This window comes from Butyrivibrio sp. XPD2002 (genome assembly GCF_000423945.1).
In the GTDB taxonomy this organism is placed as follows: Bacteria; Bacillota; Clostridia; order Lachnospirales; family Lachnospiraceae; genus Butyrivibrio.
Genome location: NZ_AUIY01000017.1, coordinates 16,303 through 36,661, shown reverse-complemented (window position 1 = coordinate 36,661; position 20,359 = coordinate 16,303). Strand labels below are relative to the sequence as shown.

Annotated in this window: 19 protein-coding genes and 1 tRNA gene; all 20 read left to right on the top strand. The window is 43.5% G+C overall.

Annotated elements, in window-relative coordinates:
* The 20 genes from G587_RS0109545 (at position 1) to G587_RS0109445 (ending at position 20,220) form a co-directional block, all read left to right on the top strand.
* Positions 1-2,361, top strand: coding sequence for a peptidoglycan D,D-transpeptidase FtsI family protein (locus tag G587_RS0109545; RefSeq protein ID WP_026492048.1), 2,361 nt, complete (start codon positions 1-3; stop codon positions 2,359-2,361).
* 54 nt (positions 2,362-2,415) lie between these two features.
* Positions 2,416-3,786: a UDP-N-acetylmuramoyl-L-alanine--D-glutamate ligase gene (gene murD / locus G587_RS0109540; RefSeq protein ID WP_035786294.1), complete on the top strand. Its 1,371-nt coding sequence runs from the start codon at positions 2,416-2,418 to the stop codon at positions 3,784-3,786.
* 78 nt (positions 3,787-3,864) lie between these two features.
* A complete protein-coding gene (locus G587_RS0109535; protein WP_026492046.1) occupies positions 3,865-5,013 on the top strand; it encodes an FtsW/RodA/SpoVE family cell cycle protein in 1,149 nt (382 codons plus the stop codon).
* A gap of 12 nt (positions 5,014-5,025) precedes the next feature.
* On the top strand, positions 5,026-5,823 hold the full coding sequence (locus G587_RS0109530) for a cell division protein FtsQ/DivIB (protein WP_026492045.1): 798 nt from the start codon (positions 5,026-5,028) through the stop codon (positions 5,821-5,823).
* Positions 5,824-5,901: 78 nt separating this feature from the next.
* Positions 5,902-7,164, top strand: coding sequence for a cell division protein FtsZ (gene ftsZ / locus G587_RS0109525; RefSeq protein ID WP_026492044.1), 1,263 nt, complete (start codon positions 5,902-5,904; stop codon positions 7,162-7,164).
* A 194-nt stretch (positions 7,165-7,358) separates the two neighbouring features.
* Positions 7,359-7,871, top strand: coding sequence for a transcriptional regulator NrdR (gene nrdR / locus G587_RS0109520; protein ID WP_026492043.1), 513 nt, complete (start codon positions 7,359-7,361; stop codon positions 7,869-7,871).
* Positions 7,872-7,948: 77 nt separating this feature from the next.
* Complete coding sequence (locus G587_RS0109515) at positions 7,949-9,559, top strand: ABC transporter substrate-binding protein (protein WP_026492042.1); 1,611 nt, start codon at positions 7,949-7,951, stop codon at positions 9,557-9,559.
* 71 nt (positions 9,560-9,630) lie between these two features.
* Complete coding sequence (locus G587_RS0109510) at positions 9,631-10,563, top strand: ABC transporter permease (protein ID WP_330364436.1); 933 nt, start codon at positions 9,631-9,633, stop codon at positions 10,561-10,563.
* Positions 10,563-11,399 (top strand): ABC transporter permease, encoded by an 837-nt coding sequence (locus tag G587_RS0109505; RefSeq protein WP_051200937.1) that lies wholly within the window; start codon positions 10,563-10,565, stop codon positions 11,397-11,399. The genes G587_RS0109510 and G587_RS0109505 overlap by 1 nt, the downstream gene beginning before the upstream one ends.
* A gap of 11 nt (positions 11,400-11,410) precedes the next feature.
* Entirely contained in the window at positions 11,411-12,211 is an 801-nt protein-coding gene (locus tag G587_RS22215) for an ABC transporter ATP-binding protein (protein WP_051200936.1), read from the top strand.
* Positions 12,212-12,233: 22 nt separating this feature from the next.
* Positions 12,234-12,986, top strand: a complete 753-nt coding sequence (locus G587_RS0109495) for an ABC transporter ATP-binding protein (protein ID WP_026492039.1) — start codon at positions 12,234-12,236, stop codon at positions 12,984-12,986.
* A 147-nt stretch (positions 12,987-13,133) separates the two neighbouring features.
* A complete protein-coding gene (locus tag G587_RS0109490; RefSeq protein ID WP_026492038.1) occupies positions 13,134-13,415 on the top strand; it encodes a hypothetical protein in 282 nt (93 codons plus the stop codon).
* A gap of 88 nt (positions 13,416-13,503) precedes the next feature.
* On the top strand, positions 13,504-14,013 hold the full coding sequence (locus G587_RS0109480; RefSeq protein ID WP_026492037.1) for a YqeG family HAD IIIA-type phosphatase: 510 nt from the start codon (positions 13,504-13,506) through the stop codon (positions 14,011-14,013).
* Between the two features lie 32 nt (positions 14,014-14,045).
* On the top strand, positions 14,046-15,434 hold the full coding sequence (gene aroE, locus G587_RS0109475) for a shikimate dehydrogenase (protein WP_026492036.1): 1,389 nt from the start codon (positions 14,046-14,048) through the stop codon (positions 15,432-15,434).
* 8 nt (positions 15,435-15,442) lie between these two features.
* Positions 15,443-15,880 carry a type II 3-dehydroquinate dehydratase gene (locus G587_RS0109470; protein WP_026492035.1) on the top strand — a complete coding sequence of 146 codons (438 nt, stop codon included), beginning with the start codon at positions 15,443-15,445 and terminating at the stop codon, positions 15,878-15,880.
* A 122-nt stretch (positions 15,881-16,002) separates the two neighbouring features.
* Positions 16,003-16,560 (top strand): elongation factor P, encoded by a 558-nt coding sequence (gene efp / locus G587_RS0109465; RefSeq protein WP_026492034.1) that lies wholly within the window; start codon positions 16,003-16,005, stop codon positions 16,558-16,560.
* A gap of 111 nt (positions 16,561-16,671) precedes the next feature.
* Complete coding sequence (locus G587_RS0109460) at positions 16,672-17,586, top strand: DUF5688 family protein (RefSeq protein WP_026492033.1); 915 nt, start codon at positions 16,672-16,674, stop codon at positions 17,584-17,586.
* Between the two features lie 31 nt (positions 17,587-17,617).
* Positions 17,618-17,689 (top strand) — tRNA-Arg (locus G587_RS0109455).
* Between the two features lie 28 nt (positions 17,690-17,717).
* Positions 17,718-19,142 carry an SH3 domain-containing protein gene (locus G587_RS25090; protein ID WP_026492032.1) on the top strand — a complete coding sequence of 475 codons (1,425 nt, stop codon included), beginning with the start codon at positions 17,718-17,720 and terminating at the stop codon, positions 19,140-19,142.
* 94 nt (positions 19,143-19,236) lie between these two features.
* Complete coding sequence (locus G587_RS0109445) at positions 19,237-20,220, top strand: Gfo/Idh/MocA family protein (protein ID WP_026492031.1); 984 nt, start codon at positions 19,237-19,239, stop codon at positions 20,218-20,220.
* The last annotated feature ends 139 nt before the right edge of the window (positions 20,221-20,359 follow it).

Sequence of the window (20,359 nt, the reverse complement as noted above, 5' to 3'; positions counted from 1 at the left end):
ATGAGAAGAAAGAGTAAGGCACAAAAATTTACTATAGGAATGAAAAAAAAGCTGGCAGTGCTGTTCATAATAGTACTGACAGCTTTTGTTGGTTTGAGTATCAGACTTATCCTTATCAACAGGGATAACGGAAAGGACTACGAAAAGCAGGTTTTATCACAGCAAAAGTACGACTCAACAACAATACCCTACAGGCGTGGAGAGATTCTTGATGCAAACGGAACAGTACTTGCATACAGTGAAAAGGTCTACAACGTAATTCTGGATGCAAAGCTTGTTTTCTCAGGAAAAGACAACAAATATCTCGAGCCTACCGTTGCAGCTCTTGTAAGATGCTTTGGCTTTGATGAGGGAGAAATCAGAAATTACCTTTCAGACCATCCTGATTCACAGTACTACGTACTTGCAAAGCAGCTTACCTACGATCAGATCAGTGAGTTCCAGGGACTTATCACTCTTGGAAGTGAGACCTACGACGAGAATATCCAGGGTGTATGGTTTGAAGAAAACTATGTCAGAAAATATCCCAACGGTTCAATGGCCTGCGATGTAGTTGGCTTTACCACAAGTGATAACAACGGTATTTTCGGACTTGAGGAATACTACAACGATACTCTGAGCGGCAGCAATGGCCGTACCTACGGATATATTGATGAGGATTCAAACCTAGAGAGAACCACAATTCCCGCAACTGATGGTAACAGCATCGTTACCACGATTGACGGCAATCTCCAGAGCATAGTTGAGAAGTACCTTCAGGAGTTTAACGACACCTACAAGGACGCTTTTCGTCAGGGTAATGGAGCAAACAATGTGGGCTGCGTCATCATGGACGTGAACAACGGCGATGTACTTGCAATGGCGAGCTATCCCAAGTTTGACCTTAATGATACCAAGAACACCGACAATCTCATCGGAATGGCAAGAGTTGATGAGAGAGGTCTGAAAATAGCAGGCGAGAGCGTACTTGATTCTGGAGTTTACATCACTCAGGAGATGATCGATGAGATGAGTGAAGAGGAAAAAATGTGGAATTTCAACGCTCTTTGGAGAAATTTCTGCATATCCGACACCTACGAGCCCGGATCAGTAGCAAAGCCTTTTACTGTAGCAACAGGTATTGAGGCCGGCTGCATAACTGGTAATGAGGTGTATGAATGTACAGGTCTCATGGAGATAGGTGGACACAAGATCTACTGCCACAACAGATATGGTGATGGTGCTGTTTCTGTTGAGAGAGGTATTGAGATATCCTGTAACGTTGCGATGATGAAAATCGGTCAGGTTATCGGTGCCGATACCTTTGCAAAGTTCCAGAGGACCTTTGGATTTGGCCTTAAGACCAACGTTGACCTTGCGGGTGAAGCAAGAACAGAAGGACTTACCTATGCCGCTCAGGACATGGGATCCGCAGAGCTTGCAACCGGTACCTTCGGTCAGGGCTTTAACGTTGACATGATCGAGATGATCACTGCGTTCAGCTCCCTGGTAAATGGCGGAAAGTACTATGAGCCCCATGTTGTTCGTAAGATACTTAATTCCTCAGGCGCTACAATCAAGAGTATTGAGCCCAGAGTTTTAAGACAGACTATTTCAGAATCAACTTCACAGAAAATCATCCAGTATTGTAACAAGGTTGTATCAGGTGAAGAGGGTACAGGTAAAACTGCAAGACCTGCAGGCTACATGATAGGTGGTAAGACTGGAACAGCCGAGACTATTCCGCGTAAGAACCGTCAGTACGTAGTATCCTTCATGGGATACGCTCCCGCTGACAACCCGCAGATTGCAATCTATGTCGTTGTTGACAGACCTAATGCAATGGATCAGGCTGATGCGAAGTTTGCGACCAGAATAGTAAGAAAGGTCCTCACAGAGGCACTTCCTTACCTCAATATCCCGATGACAGAGCCTGTAACTGAAGAGGAGCAGGCAGAGCTTGATGAGCTCAGAGAAAAAGAGATCATGATGTCAGCTGCTCAGAAGTCTGAGGCTACTGTGGATGCGGACGGCAATCCTATAGACACCGGTGAGGGCACACCTCTTCTTGATGAGGACGGTAACCCTGTCCTTGATGAAGATGGTAATCCCATAATGCAGGAGAACACCGAGGGTGTAACAGATGGTAATGCCGATGAAGAAGGCGAAGAGGGAGACGGAATCTGGGAGAAAATCCCGGAGGATGAGCTTCCCGGTAATCTTGATGAGAATGGCGAGCCTATATGGAAGTCATTTGAAATAGACGAGAAAACGGGTTATTATATTGACCCGGAAACAGGCGATCTCATAAATCCTGAGGATGGCCATTCAATAGGCGGAGAGGGACTTCCTGATTATGATCCGCCAACTGTTGAAGATTAAGGTAAAGACAAGGGCTCTTTACGAAAAGAGCTGTAGAAGGACAAAAGGAATATTATGTTAGCAAAAGATATAATCGGTAAAAAAGTACTTGTAATAGGAACCGGTATTTCCGGAATAGGCAGCGCAAGACTCCTTGGAAAAGTTGGAGCAGAGCCTGTTATCTTTGATGAAAACACAAAGGTTTCTGAAAGTGCAGTTAAGGAAAAGCTCGGTGATTATGAAGGTGCAGAGCCTAAGATCATAATTGGAGAGCTCCCTGATGATGTGATAAAGGAACTGGTGCTTGTAGTGCCAAGCCCCGCTGTTCCCCTGGATTCACCTCTTATCATGCGCCTTAAGGATGCTGGACTTTCTATCTGGAGTGAGATAGAGCTTGCGTTCAACTTTGCAAAGGGACAGCTTGTGGCTATTACAGGAACTAACGGTAAGACCACCACAACTACACTTATGGGAGAGATCATGGCAGCTCATTTTTCATCAACCTATGTTGTTGGAAACATCGGCTATTCCTATGCTGAGAGAGCTCTTGAGATGACAGATGACACGGTATCAATTGGCGAGATCAGCAGCTTCCAGCTTGAGGCGGTTGAGAACTTCCATGCGAAGGTATCTGCTATACTGAACATTACACCGGATCATCTGAACAGACATCACACCATGGAATGCTACGCAGCCATGAAGGAGAACATTACAAATAATCAGACTAAGGACGATACCTGTGTTCTTAATTATGATAACGAATACACCAGAGACTTTGCGGGAAGATGCCCTGCAAAGGTTGTTTTCTTTTCATCAAAGGAGAAGCTTGAAAATGGCTTCTATCTTGAGGGTGAGGACATAATGCTCGCAGAAAACGGAAGCACTGCAAAGATCATGAATGTTCATGAGATGAACCTGGTGGGAACCTGTAACTATGAAAACGTCATGGCAGCAATTGCCATGGGCATGGCTATGAATATACCCCTTGATACTATCCTTGGTGTTGTGCGCTCATTCAAGGCTGTTGAGCACAGAATCGAGTATGTTGCAACCAAGAACGGGGTTGATTATTACAATGACTCAAAGGGCACCAACCCTGATGCTGCTATCCAGGGCATCAAGGCTATGTGCAAGCCCACATATCTCATCGGTGGTGGATATGACAAGGGCAGTGAATATGATGAGTGGATAGAGGCCTTTGACGGCAAGGTTAAGAAGCTTGTACTCATCGGAGTTACCAAGGAAAAGATTGCAGAATGTGCTGATAAGCATGGCTTCCATGACTATGTATTTATGGAGACCTACGCGGACGCGCTCAAGTTCTGTAGTGATAATGCAGTATCAGGCGAGGCGGTTCTTTTATCACCTGCCTGTGCAAGCTGGGACATGTTCCCCAGCTATGAAGTAAGAGGGAAAGAGTTTAAGGACTATGTAAACAGTCTGTAAGGGGGATTTATTATGGAGGCTGCAGGAATGGCAAGAATGGCCGGTACGGCGAGGGCAGGAGGGTATGCTGCCCGTGGTATGAGCCGCGAGGTGCCAAAGAAAAAGGCAAAGAAAGAGGTCTATGTTGACTACAGCATGATGTTTGTGGTGCTCTTTTTACTGGTTTTTGGCCTTGTAATGCTATATTCTACAAGTTCATATGATGGAAGACTCAAATGGGGAGATTCGGCTTATTATTTAAAACATCAGATGCTGCCAACAGCTCTTGGAGTAGGGCTTATGGTAGTCGTTTCAAGGATTCCATATCACTTATATAAAAAGATGGCGACACTGGCGTATGTGCTGTCCATAGTTCTGGTGCTTCTCGTTAAGACACCTATGGGTATGACAATCAACAAGGCGTCCAGATGGATAAAAATCGGTGGCGTTTCAATTCAGCCTGCAGAGGCAGCTAAGCTTGCGATGATCATCGTGCTTGCGACATTTATCAGTAAGCTTAGTAAAAACATCACCAATCCCAAGGCCTTCTGGGTTGTACTGGCAGTACCGCTTCCGGTTTGTGTCCTGGTTTGGAAGATAACAAGTAACCTTAGTTCTGCAGTTATTATTTTCGGAATCGCATTTCTTATGCTTTTTGTTGCAACACCCGGATACAGGAGGTTTATAGCCCTGGTTGCATTTGCAGCGGCAGGAGCGGCAGGAGTTGTTGCATTGGTTGTAAAGGCCGGCTATCATAGCGAGCTGAACTTCCGTTTTGCCCGTATCCTTGCTTGGCTTGATCCTGAAGCATACGTAAACGACAAGGGATATCAGACCCTGCAGTCACTTTATGCCATCGGTTCCGGCGGATTATTCGGCAAGGGACTTGGTGAAAGTATGCAGAAGCTTGGATTTATTCCCGAGGCTCAGAACGATATGATCTTTTCAATTATCTGCGAAGAGCTTGGTATCGTCGGAGCTATCGCTGTAATGCTTATGTTCATCGTTCTCATCTACAGAATGATGATTATTGCCCAGAACGCACCTGATATGTACGGCGCACTTCTTGTTATCGGAGTTATGGCCCACATCTCAATTCAGGTTATTCTTAATATCGCAGTTGTAACCAATACAATTCCCAACACGGGAATCACACTCCCCTTCATAAGCTATGGCGGAACCGCCGTGCTTTTCCTCCTTACGGAGATTGGAATTGTATTCAACGTCGCAAGGCATATTGAAGTCTGAAGGTTAGGGTAAATGGCTAAGAAGCGCAGAAGATTAAAAAAAAGAAAGGTACAGACTCCTCGAATGTCCTTCGGGGAGCTGTTTTTTCTTCATAAAAGCCTTTTTATAATAGGCGCTGTGCTGATTGTGATCCTTATCGGATTATTCTCGGCTTTTTTGCATGTCTCCAAGACCTACACGATAACAAATGTCTATGTCGAGGGTAATATCCACTACACGGACGAAGAGATCATGAACATGATAATGACGGATAACCTCAGCAAGAATTCGATTTATCTGTCCATGAAGTATAAAAACAAGGACATAACAGGCATTCCCTTTATTGAGAAGATGGACGTAGAGGTCCTTGCACCTGATACGGTCAGGATAAATGTCTATGAAAAGGCAGTAGCGGGCTACGTTAAGTACCTGGACAGATATATCTACTTTGACAGAAACGGATATGTGGTCGAGACCTCGAAGGACCCTTCCGATGATGTTCCGCTTGTACTTGGACTGAGCTTTGACTATATAGTCCTTCATGAGAAGCTTCCCGTTGAAAATGAAGAGGTTTTTGCTGAAATTCTTGATATTACACAATTACTTAATAAATATGACCTGAATGCAGATAAAATCTTCTTTGACAGCGATTATCACCTTTATGTTTATTTCGAAAATGTAGAAGTTAGTCTCGGAACTAATGACAACATAGATGAAAAAGTGATACAATTACAATACATTTTGCCGGAACTCCAGGGAAAGAGCGGCATCCTTGAAATGTCAGAATATGATGAGAATACTCAGAATATAACTTTTGAAGAAAAAAATTAATTTTCAAGGTTGTAAATTGTATAAAATAATTATAAAATGGCTTGTAGGAGTTTTAGGTTATGAAGGAGGAGCACTATCTTGCTTGAACTTAAGTCAAATGAGGCTGAATCCGGTGCCAAGATTATCGTTGTTGGGGTTGGTGGCGCAGGAAATAACGCTGTAAATAGAATGGTAGAAGAAAATATTTCCGGTGTTGAATTCATCGGAATTAATACGGATAAGCAGGCTTTGCAGCTTTGCAAGGCACCCAAGCTTTTGCAGATTGGCGAGAAGCTGACCAAGGGTCTTGGAGCAGGCGCTAAGCCTGAGATCGGTCAGAAGGCCGCAGAGGAGAGCAAGGAAGAGATTACCGAAGCACTCAAGGGCGCTGACATGGTCTTTGTTACCTGCGGAATGGGTGGCGGTACCGGTACAGGTGCAGCTCCTGTTGTTGCGAGCATAGCTAAGGATATGGGTATTCTTACGGTAGGCGTTGTTACAAAGCCTTTCGCTTTCGAAGCTCGTGTTCGTATGCAGAATGCACTCTCAGGTATCAACACAATTAAGAACAATGTAGATACTCTTATCGTTATTCCTAACGATAAGCTTTTACAGATTGTTGACAGACGTACAACAATGCCCGATGCACTTAAGAAGGCTGACGAAGTTCTTCAGCAGGCAGTACAGGGTATCACAGACCTTATCAATGTACCGGCAGTAATCAACCTCGACTTTGCTGACGTACAGACAGTAATGAAGGATAAGGGAATCGCTCATATCGGTATCGGATCCGGTAAGGGTGATGACAAAGCTGCAGACGCAGTTAAGATGGCAGTTGAGTCTCCTCTTCTTGAGACAAAGATTGATGGAGCTTCCAATGTTATCATCAATGTTTCTGGTGATATCACACTTATGGACGCTTCAACCGCATCTGACTATATTAGAAATCTTGCAGGCGATGATGTTAATATCATCTTCGGTGCTATGTATGACGAGTCAATGTCTGATACATGTAACATCACAGTTATTGCTACAGGTATCGATGACAAGGCAAACGTTATGCCGGCAAGACCTGCTGCAAAGCCCGTAGCAGCACCTCAGCAGCCTACAGCTGCTCCCGTTACACCCGGTGCAGCACCTCAGCAGGCACAGGTTCAGCCGCAGGTACAGCCTCAGGTTCAGCAGATCGCTCCTGAGCCGACTATCGATACACTTCGTCCGGTTCAGTCAGCACAGACACAGAGACCTGTTGGCGTACAGCAGCCTACAAGACCTGCATCAGGACTTAACCGTACTCCTGAAGTAAGAAGCTCTGTAGAAGCTAAGAGTCTTAAAATTCCGGATTTCTTACAGAAGAAATAAAAATTAACGATTTTACGAGCAGTTGCTTAGCAACTGCTCTTTTTGTTTACGCGTTTTTGTGAATTTTATGCGCGATTTTGCAATTTTTATATAGAAAATTGCGATTATAGATGTTACAATAACTTGTGTGGGTTTAGAATTTATACCCTAAATATTGATTTTAGATGTGCAAGATGCACAGAAAGGTTAATGCTATGAAGTGTCCTTTTTGCGGTAAAGACAACACTCGTGTAATTGACTCAAGACCTGCGGATGAAAACACATCCATCAGACGCAGACGTGTTTGCGATTCCTGCGGTAAGAGATTCACAACCTATGAGAAGGTTGAGACTATTCCGCTTATTGTTATCAAGAAGGATAACAATCGTGAACCCTATAATCGTGCGAAGATTGAAGCAGGTGTGCTCAGAGCATGCCATAAGAGACCTGTAAGCGCAGAACAGATTACCGCTATCGTTGACGCTGTGGAGACAGAGGTTTTCAATCTTGAGCAGAAGGAGATTCCCAGCAGAATTATCGGTGAGCTTTGCATGGAGAAGATGAAGAATCTTGATCCGGTAGCTTATGTTAGATTCGCTTCTGTTTATCGCGAGTTCAAGGATGTTAATACCTTCATGGATGAGCTTAAGATCGTCCTTGAGAAGGAAGAAGAGGGAGTCATTACTGACGCCACAGATAAAAACACACCTTTGCTGAAAAAAGAGTAATGCTTTGTTGACATATCTGACTTCTTTCCGTATAGTTTTATAGGACAAAAACTAAATAAAGAAAGAAGGATTGTAACATGATAAAGAAAAGTATTGGAAGGAGAAGCCTTTCATCTCTTTTAGTTGTGTTAACGACACTGACTCTTACATTGAGTGGATGCTCAAGTAAAAAGGCAGAGGAGTCTACCCCGGATGTAACTAATGCGACCGAGACAGCTAGTTCTACTACGGACAGTAAAACGGAGAGCGCTGATAACACCGCAGGAGCAGATGATCTTTCTAAGATTACCGTAGGTATCCCTCAGGATATTGACAGTATGGATCCGCACATTGCAAAATCGGCGGGAACCAGAGAGGTACTGTTTAATGTATACGAGGGACTTGTAAAGCCTGATCAGGATGGTAATCTTCAGCCTGCTATAGCCAGTGAGTATACAATTTCTGAAGATGGAATGACTTATACCTTCACACTCAGAGATGGAGTAAAGTTCCATGATGGAAGCACGGTTACGGCAGAGGATGTTAAATATTCTATAGAGCGTAATGCCGGTACCGATGGAACAGATCCGTTGATATCGGCTTTTTCTAATATTGATAAAGTCGAGATCCAGGATGACTCCACAATTGTAATGACACTTAAGGAAGCAAACACAGAGTTCTTGGCATACATGACAGTAGCTATTATCCCTGCTTCCAACGAGGATCCCGAGGGTAACCCCATCGGAACAGGCCCTTACAAGTTTGTATCACGTTCACCTCAGGAAAACATAATACTTACAAAGTTTGATGAGTATTGGGGCGAGCCCGCATACATCGCAGACGTAACACTTAAGATTGAAGCTAACCCTGATTCAGTTGTTATGGATCTTGAGGGTGGATCAATTGATATGTATGCTCGCGTAACATCAGCTCAGATGTCTCAGATTTCAGACAAGTTTGATGTTTATGAAGGAACAATGAACCTTGTTCAGGCTCTTTACCTGAATAACGCAGAGGCGCCTTTTGATAACGAACAGGTACGTCAGGCCCTTTGCTACGCAATCGATCCTCAGACCATCATGGACTTTGTATCAGATGGTAAGGGAACTGAGATTGGAAGTAGTATGTTCCCTTCATTTGGAAAATACTTTGATGCATCACTTAACGATACCTACAACCAGGATATCGAGAAGGCTAAGGAGCTCCTTGCAGAGGCAGGATATCCTAACGGATTTGATTTCACAATAACTGTTCCTTCAAACTACACACAGCATGTTGATACAGCACAGGTGCTTGTAGAGCAGTTCAAGGAGATCGGCGTAAACGCAACAATCCAGGAGGTTGAGTGGAATTCATGGCTTGATGATGTTTACACAAACCGCAACTTCCAGTCAACTGTTGTTGGTGTAGACGCTTCTACACTTACAGCTTATGCACTTCTTAGCAGATTCAGATCTGATGCTCATAACAACTTCATGAACTTCAATGATGCTGATTATGATGCAGCATTAGATGCAGCTGTTGCAGCTACAGATGATGATGAGAAGACCAAGAACTACAAGGAATGCGAGAAGATTCTTGCAGAGAAGGCAGCTAATGTTTACATTCAGGACCTTCCGGAGTTTGTAGTACTTAACAAGAAATTTACAGGATATACATTCTATCCGCTTTACGCGCAGGATTTAGCAAAGATTAAGCCTGCACAGTAACACTGGGCGAGTTTTTCGAGACTGGTGTACTACATTATTAAAAAAAGAGGAACACGCATATGAGATATATATTGAAAAAAGTTTTGAGCATGGTGCTTACTTTATTCGTTGTATCTTTGTGCGTGTTCCTTGCTTTTAGTCTAATCCCCGGTGATCCTGTCACCAGAATGTTCGGTACAGAGGCAACACCCGAACTTATAGCACAGTACAGAGAGAAGCTGGGCTTCAACGATCCGCTTCTTGTCAGATATTTTCGTTGGTTTTTCGCATTTTTGCAGGGAGACATGGGAACCTCCTATGATTACAAGATGCCTGTAGCAGGCATGCTTGCTGAAAAGATCCCGATCACACTTACCCTCGCGGTAATGTCCTTTGTTATCATGGTCATCATTTCAATTCCGCTTGGAATCTACACTGCCAAGTATGAGAACGGAATAATTGATCATGTCATTTCGGTTATTAACCAGATCATGATGGCTGTACCGCCATTTTTCTCAGGAATATTATTGACCTTCTTTTTCGGCGTTATCCTTAAGATTTTTACGCCGGGAGGTTTTGTATCATATACCAAGGATCTTGAAGGATTCTTGAAATACCTTATTTTGCCCGCATTTGCCATAGCTCTTCCAAAGGCAGCCATGGCTACAAAGCTCCTCAGAGGCTCCGTTATCGAGGAAGCAGGTAAGGACTACACAAGAACTGCGTACAGCAGAGGTAATACCACCAATGCTGTTCTTTATCTTCATGTTTTGAAAAACGCCATGATCCCCGTAATTACCTTTATGGGAATGGCACTTGCAGATATGGTTGCCGGAAGTATAGTAATTGAGCAGGTTTTCGGAATACCCGGAGTGAGCCGCATACTTCTTTCTTCTATAAATAACCGTGATTATCCTGTGGTTGAGGCTATTATCATGGGCATAGCAATCATGGTACTTGTTATCAATCTTTTGGTTGATATTATTTACAGAATCATTGACCCCAGAATCGAGGTGGAGGAATGATGAAAAAATTCTTTTCGCTGTTTAAAAAGAATAAGGCCACCGGAGAGAGGAATACCTTCCTGCTTCTGGGCGTTATTATCACAGGATTTATACTGCTTATGGTAATCGTAGGGCTTTTTTATACCCCCTACAATCCGACTAAGATGGATGCGTCTGCAAAGCTTCAGGGCATTTCTTTTAAGCACATTATGGGAACTGACAACATGGGACGCGATGTGTTCAGCAGAGTTATGTACGGAAGCAGGATCACTGTTGCCATCGCTACGTTTACAATTCTCATAGGCGCGGGCATAGGAACTATTATCGGCGCTCTTACCGGATATTTTGGCGGAATAGGTGATGAGATCACCATGAGAATCATAGATGCGATGCTGGCTTTTCCGAGTCTTCTGCTGTCACTGGTTTTTGTCAGCCTTTTCGGAACCGGAACCTACCAGGTCGCAATAGCTCTTGGAATATCCTTTATACCAAGCTTTGCCAGAATTGTAAGAGGAGAGTTCCTCAGATGTAAGAATATGGATTATGTTGAAGTTGCAAGACTTCAGGGAGCGTCGAACATAAGGATAATTTTCGTCCATATACTTCCTAATACTGTTGGAGTTCTGCTTTCTTCAGTTATGATCGGTTTTAATAATGCGGTTCTTGCAGAGGCAGGACTTAGCTTTTTGGGAATAGGTGCGCAGCCGCCTCACGCAAGCCTTGGAAAAATGCTTTCAGACGCACAGGGATATCTGTTTAACAGACCAAGCTATGTTATGAGCATAGGTCTTGTTATCGTCCTGATGGTTTTAGGCTTTTCGTTCCTCGGAGAGGGAATCAAGCGTATTAAGAATTAAGAGGTACTTTGATGGGAAATGTAATTCTCGATGTTGCAGATCTTCATATAGAATTTCACGATCACGACAAGCCGGAGACGGTAGTTGAGGACTTCGATCTGATGCTGGAGGAAGGCGAGATAGTAGGTATAGTCGGAGAGTCAGGCTCAGGAAAAAGCATGAGCGCTCTTGCTATCGCAGGCCTTTTAAAAAGACATGCACTTACGAAAAAAGGAAGGATAATGTTTAACGGCACAGACCTTCTGACATGCTCAAGAAAAGAGCTCAGGTCTTATCAGGGCGATGAGATATCAATGATTTTCCAGGAGCCCATGACCTCGCTTAATCCGGTAAAGAAGATCGGCTGGCAGGTGGAGGAGTCTCTCAGAATCCATCACAAGGATATCGACAAAAAGGAGAGAAAGCGCCGTGCCATCGAGATGCTTACGGCTGTTGGAATGCATGACCCCGAGAAGCTGTACGAGAAATATCCTCACGAGCTTTCAGGTGGAATGAGACAGCGTGTGATGATAGCTGCTGCGATGATAGGTGAGCCCAGGATTCTTATAGCTGACGAGCCCACTACTGCTCTGGATGTGACTATTCAGGCACAGATTGTTGAGCTCCTTCGGAAGATGAACAGGGAAAAGGGAACAGCGATTATTTTCATATCCCATGATCTGTCGCTTATAAGACAGATCTGTAAGAGAGTGATCGTAATGCAGAGTGGTAATATAGTTGAGACCGGGTATGTTGAGGATATTTTCAGACATCCCAAGATGAGCTACACAAGGAAGCTGATTGCAGCGATTCCGCAAATAGATCTAAGCTAAACGCGCAAGATAAGGTTATTATATGGAACAGGAAAAGGTAATTCAGATCAGGGATCTGAAGGTTTACTATAAACAATATAGGAAAAATATCTTCGGCAAAAAGCGAAGACACCAGGTGCTTAAGGGCGTATCCATCGATGTTTTCGAGGGCGAGATACTTGGACTGGCTGGGGAGTCCGGCTGTGGTAAATCCACGCTGGCTAAGGCTATCGTCGGTATGAACAAGGACATTGAGGGTGAGATAAACCTCAAATACTCGGATACCCAGATGGTTTTCCAGGATCCCTATTCATCCCTTAATCCCAGTAAGAAAATCGGATGGCTCCTGGAGGAGCCTCTGAGAGTTGATAAGGAGAGAAAGTGGACTCCCAAGGAGAGGAAGGAAAAGGTCCTCGAGATAATGAAGGCTATCGGACTTCCCAAGGAGATGCTTGAAAGATATCCTTCACAGCTCTCCGGTGGTCAGAGACAGAGAGTAAGCATAGGCGTTGCGCTTATGAGATCTCCCAAGGTTATTATTGCTGACGAGCCGGTTTCAGCTCTTGATGTAACAATTCAGGCGCAGATATTGCAGCTTCTTCAGCAGCTTAACCGCGACCTGGGGATAACCATTCTTTTCATATCGCATGACCTTCGCGTGATCTATCAGATATGCAATCACGTTGCCATCATGAAACACGGAGAAATAAAGGAATACGGTATTCCCTATGAGGTCTACAGGAATCCGCAGAATGACTACACAAAGGAACTTCTTACCGCTGCCGGAATCAAGTGATTTTTGTAATCCTGAATAAAAATTTCAAAAAAGCCTAAAGTTATTGAACTTTTATGCCGAAATAGCTAAATGAAAAGACTAACTCAATTGATTTGCCCACTGCTTTCAGGTACAATTGTTAGCGTATGGAAAAAGAAGGAGGGGCATATGAGAATAAATAGCTATGGCAATTCTTATATGAATGGCATGTATCAGAAGAAGGAGTCTTCTGATAACAAAAACAAGGACAGTTCACTTTCAGGACTTGGGGAGCTTGGTGGAATACAGTCCAGCATAATGCAGAAGGCTGTTATGGATATGGAGAAGGATTCAGTCCTTCACGAGTATCAGTACTTTGTTGGAAACAAGGTTTTAACCGGAGCTGCAGAGCTTAAGGACGCTAAGGTTATCAGCAATGATGAGGACGGAGTTGTACTCCAGTTAGATTGATGAATATGTTTTTCGGACAGGAAATATTCCTGTCCGATTTTTTTGTTTATATGGCAGAAGCGCTATTTAATGTGGTATAGTCATTTCTATGAGACATTTACTTTATCCGAGCGAGACCTCGGAATCAACTTATACAATTCCATTTGAAAATTATTATGATGAAGGCTACAGGGGGATTATCTTTGATATAGATAATACGCTGGTTCCTCACGGTGCGCCTGCTGATAACAGAGCGGTGGAGCTCTTTGACAGGCTTCATGAGATGGGCTTTAAGACACTTCTTTTGTCCAATAATAAGGAGCCCAGAGTAGCGCCCTTTGCCCAGGCTGTGGAGGCTGAGTACATTCACATGGCCAATAAGCCCCTTCTTAAGGGCTATCTTAAGGCTATGGAAAAGATGGGAACTGAGCCTGCTAACACACTGTTTGTGGGAGATCAGATTTTTACTGATGTCTGGGGAGCGAACAGGGCAGGTATGCACACAATCCTTGTAGGCCAGATTGATATAAAAGAAGAGATACAGATCGTTTTAAAGAGGCGCCTTGAAGCGGTAGTTTTGTTTTTCTATAAAAGGCACGTCAGAAAACACGGGAAATGATATTATAATCCAGTAATTTATCGGAGGCCTGTATGAAAAGAGAAGTAGTGGGAACAACAAGAGTGTGTGGACTTATTGGTAATCCTGTTCATCACACTCTGTCACCGGCAATACATAATACATTAAACGACATCACTGATACTGACATGGTCTATGTCCCCTTTGAGGTCAAGGGAGAGGACGTTGAGGCCGCCGTTAAGGGCGCGCTGGCTCTTGATATTCTGGGGATGAATGTAACTGTTCCTCACAAGAGCGCGGTTATGCCTTATCTGAAGGAAATAGATCCTGTTGCTGAGAGATTAGGAGCAGTTAATACCCTTGTAAGAACCCACGATGGCACAGGGTTCAGGGGATATAATACGGACTACTCCGGAATCAGCAGATCACTTCGTGAGGCAGGAGTTGATGTCCTCGGGAAATCCGTTGTGATCCTCGGTGCAGGCGGCGTGGCAAGACCTGCGGCATTTCTTTCCGCAAGTGAAGGCGCAAAGGAGATTTTTATCCTGAATCGCACACTGGAGAGGGCAGAGGCTCTCTCCAGGGACGTAAACGCCTATGTGGGAAAAGACGTTGCGGTTCCGATGGAGCTTTCAAAATACAACGAGCTTCCGGATGACAGAAAGTATATCTGCTTCCAGATGACCATGGTGGGAATGCATCCCAACCCGGATAGCGCGGTTATAGAGGATACCGGGTTCTATAAAAAGGTTGAGATAGGTTTTGATGCGGTATACAGACCGCTTAACACCAAATTTTTACAGCTCTGTAAGGAGGCAGGTGCCAAGTGCATCTCCGGACTTAAGATGCTTTTATATCAGGGAATCGACGCCTACGAGATGTGGAATGGCATCAAGGTCAAGGAATCCATGTGTGGAAGGCTCTATGGCAAGCTCCTTGGAGAGCTCATGGATGGAAAGAGCATAGTTCTTACCGGTTTTATGGGCAGCGGAAAAAGCTCGGTTGCGGTAAGGCTCTGTGAGATCCTCGGCTACGAAATGCTTGATTCTGATGCAGAGATTGAGCAGATGCAGTCAGCCACCATCAATACTATTTTCAGGGAGCAGGGAGAGGGCGCTTTCCGCGATATGGAAACAGAGTTCGTTAAGGAGCTCAGTGAGGACAAAAGAAAGCGTATTGTCCTTTCGGTTGGCGGAGGACTTCCCATAAAGCCTGAAAATCGTGACTATCTTAAGAGAATAGGAACGGTGGTATTTTTGAAGGCCCGTCCCGAGACCGTATATGAGAGAGTGAAGGGCGACAAATCAAGACCACTTCTTAAATCCGATGATGTTCTTGCCAAGATAAAGGAGCTTCAGGAGGAGCGCAGGGATGTCTACAAGGCAGCCTGTGACATCGAGATAGATACTGATGACAAGAGCATTGATCAGGTTGCAAATGAAATAATAGAACTTATGCTGTGAGGATACTTATGAAAATTCTGGTTATTAACGGACCCAATCTTAACTTCCTTGGAATCAGGGAAAAGAGCATTTATGGAAATGAGAATTATGACTATCTGATAAAAATGATAGAGGATAAGGCAAAGGAGACAGGGAGCGATATCACCACATGGCAGTCAAACCATGAAGGCGCAATAATAGATAAGCTTCAGGAGGCTTACTTTGACGGAACCGAGGCGATCATTATTAACCCAGGAGCCTACACCCATTACAGCTATGCTATTCATGATGCATTAAAAAGTCTCGAGAATATAGTGAAGGTTGAGGTACACATCTCTAACATTAAGAAGAGAGAGGACTTCAGAGCCAATTCCGTTACTGCGGCTGCCTGTGAACTACAGATTTACGGACACGGACTTAAGGGATACCTTGAAGCAATAGATTACTGCCTGGGAATAGAAGTCTGAATCTGAGAAAAGCAGGCATTTTTTACAGCTGCTTTGATTTACTTCAAAAAACTGTTGAAAAAAATATAACATTAGTATAATATAATGTAGTTGTTTGATTTGTATATATTAGGAGGATTTTTATGATTTCTGCAAGTGATTTCAGAAACGGTATGACCATCGAGATCGATGGCAATGTATGTCAGATAATAGAATTCCAGCATGTTAAACCCGGTAAGGGCGCAGCATTTGTAAGAACAAAGCTTAAGGACATTATCAATGGTGGTGTTAAGGAGACAACTTTCCGTCCCACAGAGAAGTTCCCTGCAGCTCGTATCGATCGTAAGGATATGCAGTATCTTTATGCTGATGGCGATCTTTACAACTTCATGGACAACGAGTCTTATGAGCAGATTTCCCTTACAAAGGATCAGGTTGGCGATTCTATGAAGTATGTTAAGGAGAACGAGACAGTTCAGATCAACTCTTACAATGGTAATGTCTTCGCTGTAGAGCCTCCGCTTTTCGTAGAGCTCGCTATCACAGAGACAGAGCCCGGCTTCAAGGGTGATACAGCTACAGGTGCTACAAAGCCTGCTACTGTTGAGACTGGTGCTGTTGTTCAGGTTCCGCTTTTCGTTAACGAAGGCGACACAATCAAGATTGACACAAGATCAGGAGAATACCTCTCCAGAGTTTAATTACCGTTTTTCTGAAAATTGTATTTATAGACTTGTAAGGCAATGAAAGTAATTTATAGCTTTCATTGCCTTTTTTGCGTTTTGAACACAATTTTAAAGGAGAAAATGAAATTGGAAAAAGTAACATTTTATAATGAAGTAACACAGAAGGTTAAGGAATACTATGGAGACAGCGCAACCGTGAAATATTCGGATGTTGTAAAGAACAATGGACTGATAAGACACGGCTTATGCGTTAAAAAGAATGGGAGCAACTGCGCTCCAACAATTTACCTCGATGATTTCTATGAGGAATATGCAAAGGGAAGGGATTTTGAGGCAGTCCTTTCAGATGTAATAAATCTGTTTGAAAAGCATGAAATAAAGGGACAGGTGGACCTTGGCTTTATTACGGACTTTGATGCCATATATGACAGAATATGCTTCAGACTTATAGACAGCGTAAGAAATGAAGAACGATTAAAGAACATGCCCTACAGACTTGTGGAGGATCTGGCGGTAACATACTTTATCTCACTTGGCGTTCTTGGAATAGAAGGGAACATTACCGTGGACAATATGTTGATGAAGATATGGGATGTTACGGAGGAGGACCTCTATGAAGCGGCCATGGACAACACTCCTGAATTATTACCTGCAAAGATAGTATCAATGGGGGATTTTATAGGAGAAAGAACAGGAGATACGAGGTTTGCAAGCTACTTTACAGGGAACAGATTTCTTGTTGCCAGCAATACAAATTTCGTGGGCGGAGCAGCAGTCGTAATATATCCCGGGCTTTTGAAGGAAGTAGGAGATATGATGGAAAGTGACTTCTATATTATTCCGTCATCAAGGCATGAAGTCATAATGATTGCAGCCTCTGAAATAATTAATGGAGCGTTCAATCTAAAAGATATGGTAAAATGTGTTAATGAAACCAGCGTGCTTCCGGAGGACGTTTTGTCTGACAATTTGTACTACTTTGACAGAACGTGTGATAATATAAAAAAGGTTGAATATGTCAAAGATACTATGGTATTATAGTCGGGTACGTAATAAATCTGTAACAATTTGTGCACCCGTAGTCTAATGGATAGAACGGAGGCCTCCGACGCCTTTAATGCAGGTTCGATTCCTGTCGGGTGCATCTTTTGTCACAGGAAGGAAATAGAATTATGAATTTTAAGGGAATGAATTTTAACCAGAAAAAGAAGCCGGAGAATCCGTTTGCGGCACAGGATAAAAGAAATTTTTGGGAGTTTATCTCAGATAATAAAAAGCTTGTAATGCCTATTGTACTTGTTGTTGCGGTTGGACTGACTATAGTAATTGCACTTAGTGCAAATAACAGAACTATTCCGACAGAGACGGAGGATTCACAGGCTACCGTAGATGATAACGGAAGCTATGTAGTACCGGAAGTTGATCTTGAGAAGAATGCGTATGAGAATGTGAATGAGCTTATGAGCAAGTATTTCACAGCGTATGCTTCAGGAGATATGGACACTATCAAGTCCATCTACACAGGTCTTGAGTCCACAGAGGAGCTCAGACTTAAGGAAGTATCTCAGTATATCAGCGATATTCCTACCGTTGATGTTTACACCAAGCCCGGCCCTGTAGAGGGAAGCTATGTCGCTTATGTTTACACAGAGGTTCTTTTCAATGGTTATGATACACCTCTTCCCGGAATGCAGACCATGTATGTATGCACTGACGAGAATGGTAATCTCTACATAAACGGTGATGTTGTTGATGACAAGATCACAGAGTATATCAGCAATATTTCACTTCAGGCAGATGTTGTTGATCTTAATAACTCAGTAGCAGCTAACTATAACGATATTATTGCAGGTAATGAGGGACTTGCTCAGTTCCTTTCAGATATGAGCGCAAGCATTCAGGTATCAGTAGGTGAGGCTCTTGCAGCTATCGAGTCAGGTGAAACCACTGTAGCAGAGGCTCCCGCAGAGGAGACTGCACCTGCAGAGGGTGAGAATGCTGAGAATCCCGAGGGTGAGAATCAGGAGACTGCTGAAGGCGAGAACGCTGAAGCTCCTGCTGAGGAGACTACAGAGGAGCCCGCTCAGCCCGTTGCTACCAAGATCAAGGCTAAGGACGTAGTTAATATCAGAAGCTCCGATTCAGAGACTGCGGATAAGGTTGGTAAGACTGAAATCGGTCAGGAGTTCACAAGAATTGAGGCTCTTGAGAATGGCTGGAGTAAGATCGAATATGACGGCGGCACAGCATTCGTAAAGTCAGAGTTCTTCGAAGAGGTTACAGAGGATCAGGCTGATGCCGGTGAAGAGACCACAGAGGAAACTACTGAAGAGACCACTGAGGAGCAGACAGAAGAGAAGACAGAAGAGCAGACAGCAAGCAACTCTTCAAAGGTAAGTGTTTACGATACAGGTAAGATGCAGGTATCAGAAGCAATTAAGCTTCGTAAGGGTCAGAGTACCGATACGGAAGCTATTACTACAATTTATGCAAATGATATTGTAGATGTTAAGGAACAGTATGCAAGCGGTTGGGCTAAGGTAGAATATAATGGCAAGACCGGTTATATAAAATCTGAATTCCTTAAAAAAGAGTGATATAATTAAATTAAGCGCGATGCACGATCAGTGCTCGCGCTTTTTATTTCGTAGTTACAAATGCTAATTTTGTGAAACAGCAAGAGGTAGTGAAATGTTTAATAAGAAAAAAGTTGGAATTATGGGAACCGGTGATATTGCAAGAATGATGGCTAAGACCCTCGGCGGTATGAGAGGAGTTGTCTGTCATGCTGTTGCCTCCAGAACAAAGGAGAAGGCTGAGAGCTTTGCCAGGGAGTTTAAGATAAAGACCTTTTATGGCTCTTATGAGGAGCTGTGCCAGGATCCGAAGATTGACCTGATATATGTGGCTACTCCCCATTCAGCTCATTTTGAGAATGTGAAGCTTGCGCTGGAAAACGGCAAGAACGTACTATGTGAGAAGGCATTCACTCTTAACGAAGCTCAGGCAAAGGAACTGTTTCAGCTTGCTGAGGAAAAGAACCTGCTTCTTACAGAGGCAATGTGGACAAGATTCCTTCCGCTTGCAGATAAGCTTAAAGAGGTTATATCCAGCAATGTAATAGGGGATATTTCCTTGGTAATGGCTGACCTTAGCTTTAATATCGCATGGAAGCAGAGAATACAGGATCCTTCCCTTGGAGGCGGGGCTCTTCTTGATCTTGGCGTATATGGTCTTACCTTTGCGTCAATGGTCCTGGGAGAGGACATAACCGACATTCAGAGTCAGGCTGTACTCAATGAACATGGAATGGATACACAGGATGTAATAACTCTCAAATACAGAAGCGGACAGCAGGCAATCGTTACATGTTCAGCAATATCCTGTGGCCCCTGCAAGGGTATTATTTACGGTGCCAACGGACATATAGAGGTTCAGGACATCAATAACTTCTCAAGCATTACGGTTTATAATAATGCCGGTGAGAAGGTTGGCTTCTATAAGAGGGAAAAGCAGATAACAGGCTATGAATACGAGGTGCAGGCAGCTTTTGATGCCCTTGAAGAGGGATGGAAGGAGTGTCCTGATATGCCCCATGCCCTTACTCTTAAAATCATGAATACCATGGATTTCATCCGCAAGCAGACGGAAGTAAAATTCCCCGGTGAAGAGTAAAGATAAAAACTTTTTCAGTTTAATGTAATAAAGTGCTTGACGTTTATCAGTGTCTGTGGAATAATACTTGTCAGACAGTGGTGTCTACGCAAGGGAGCGTAAAGACCTTTAAAGCTTTACGCTCTTTTTTTGTATAATT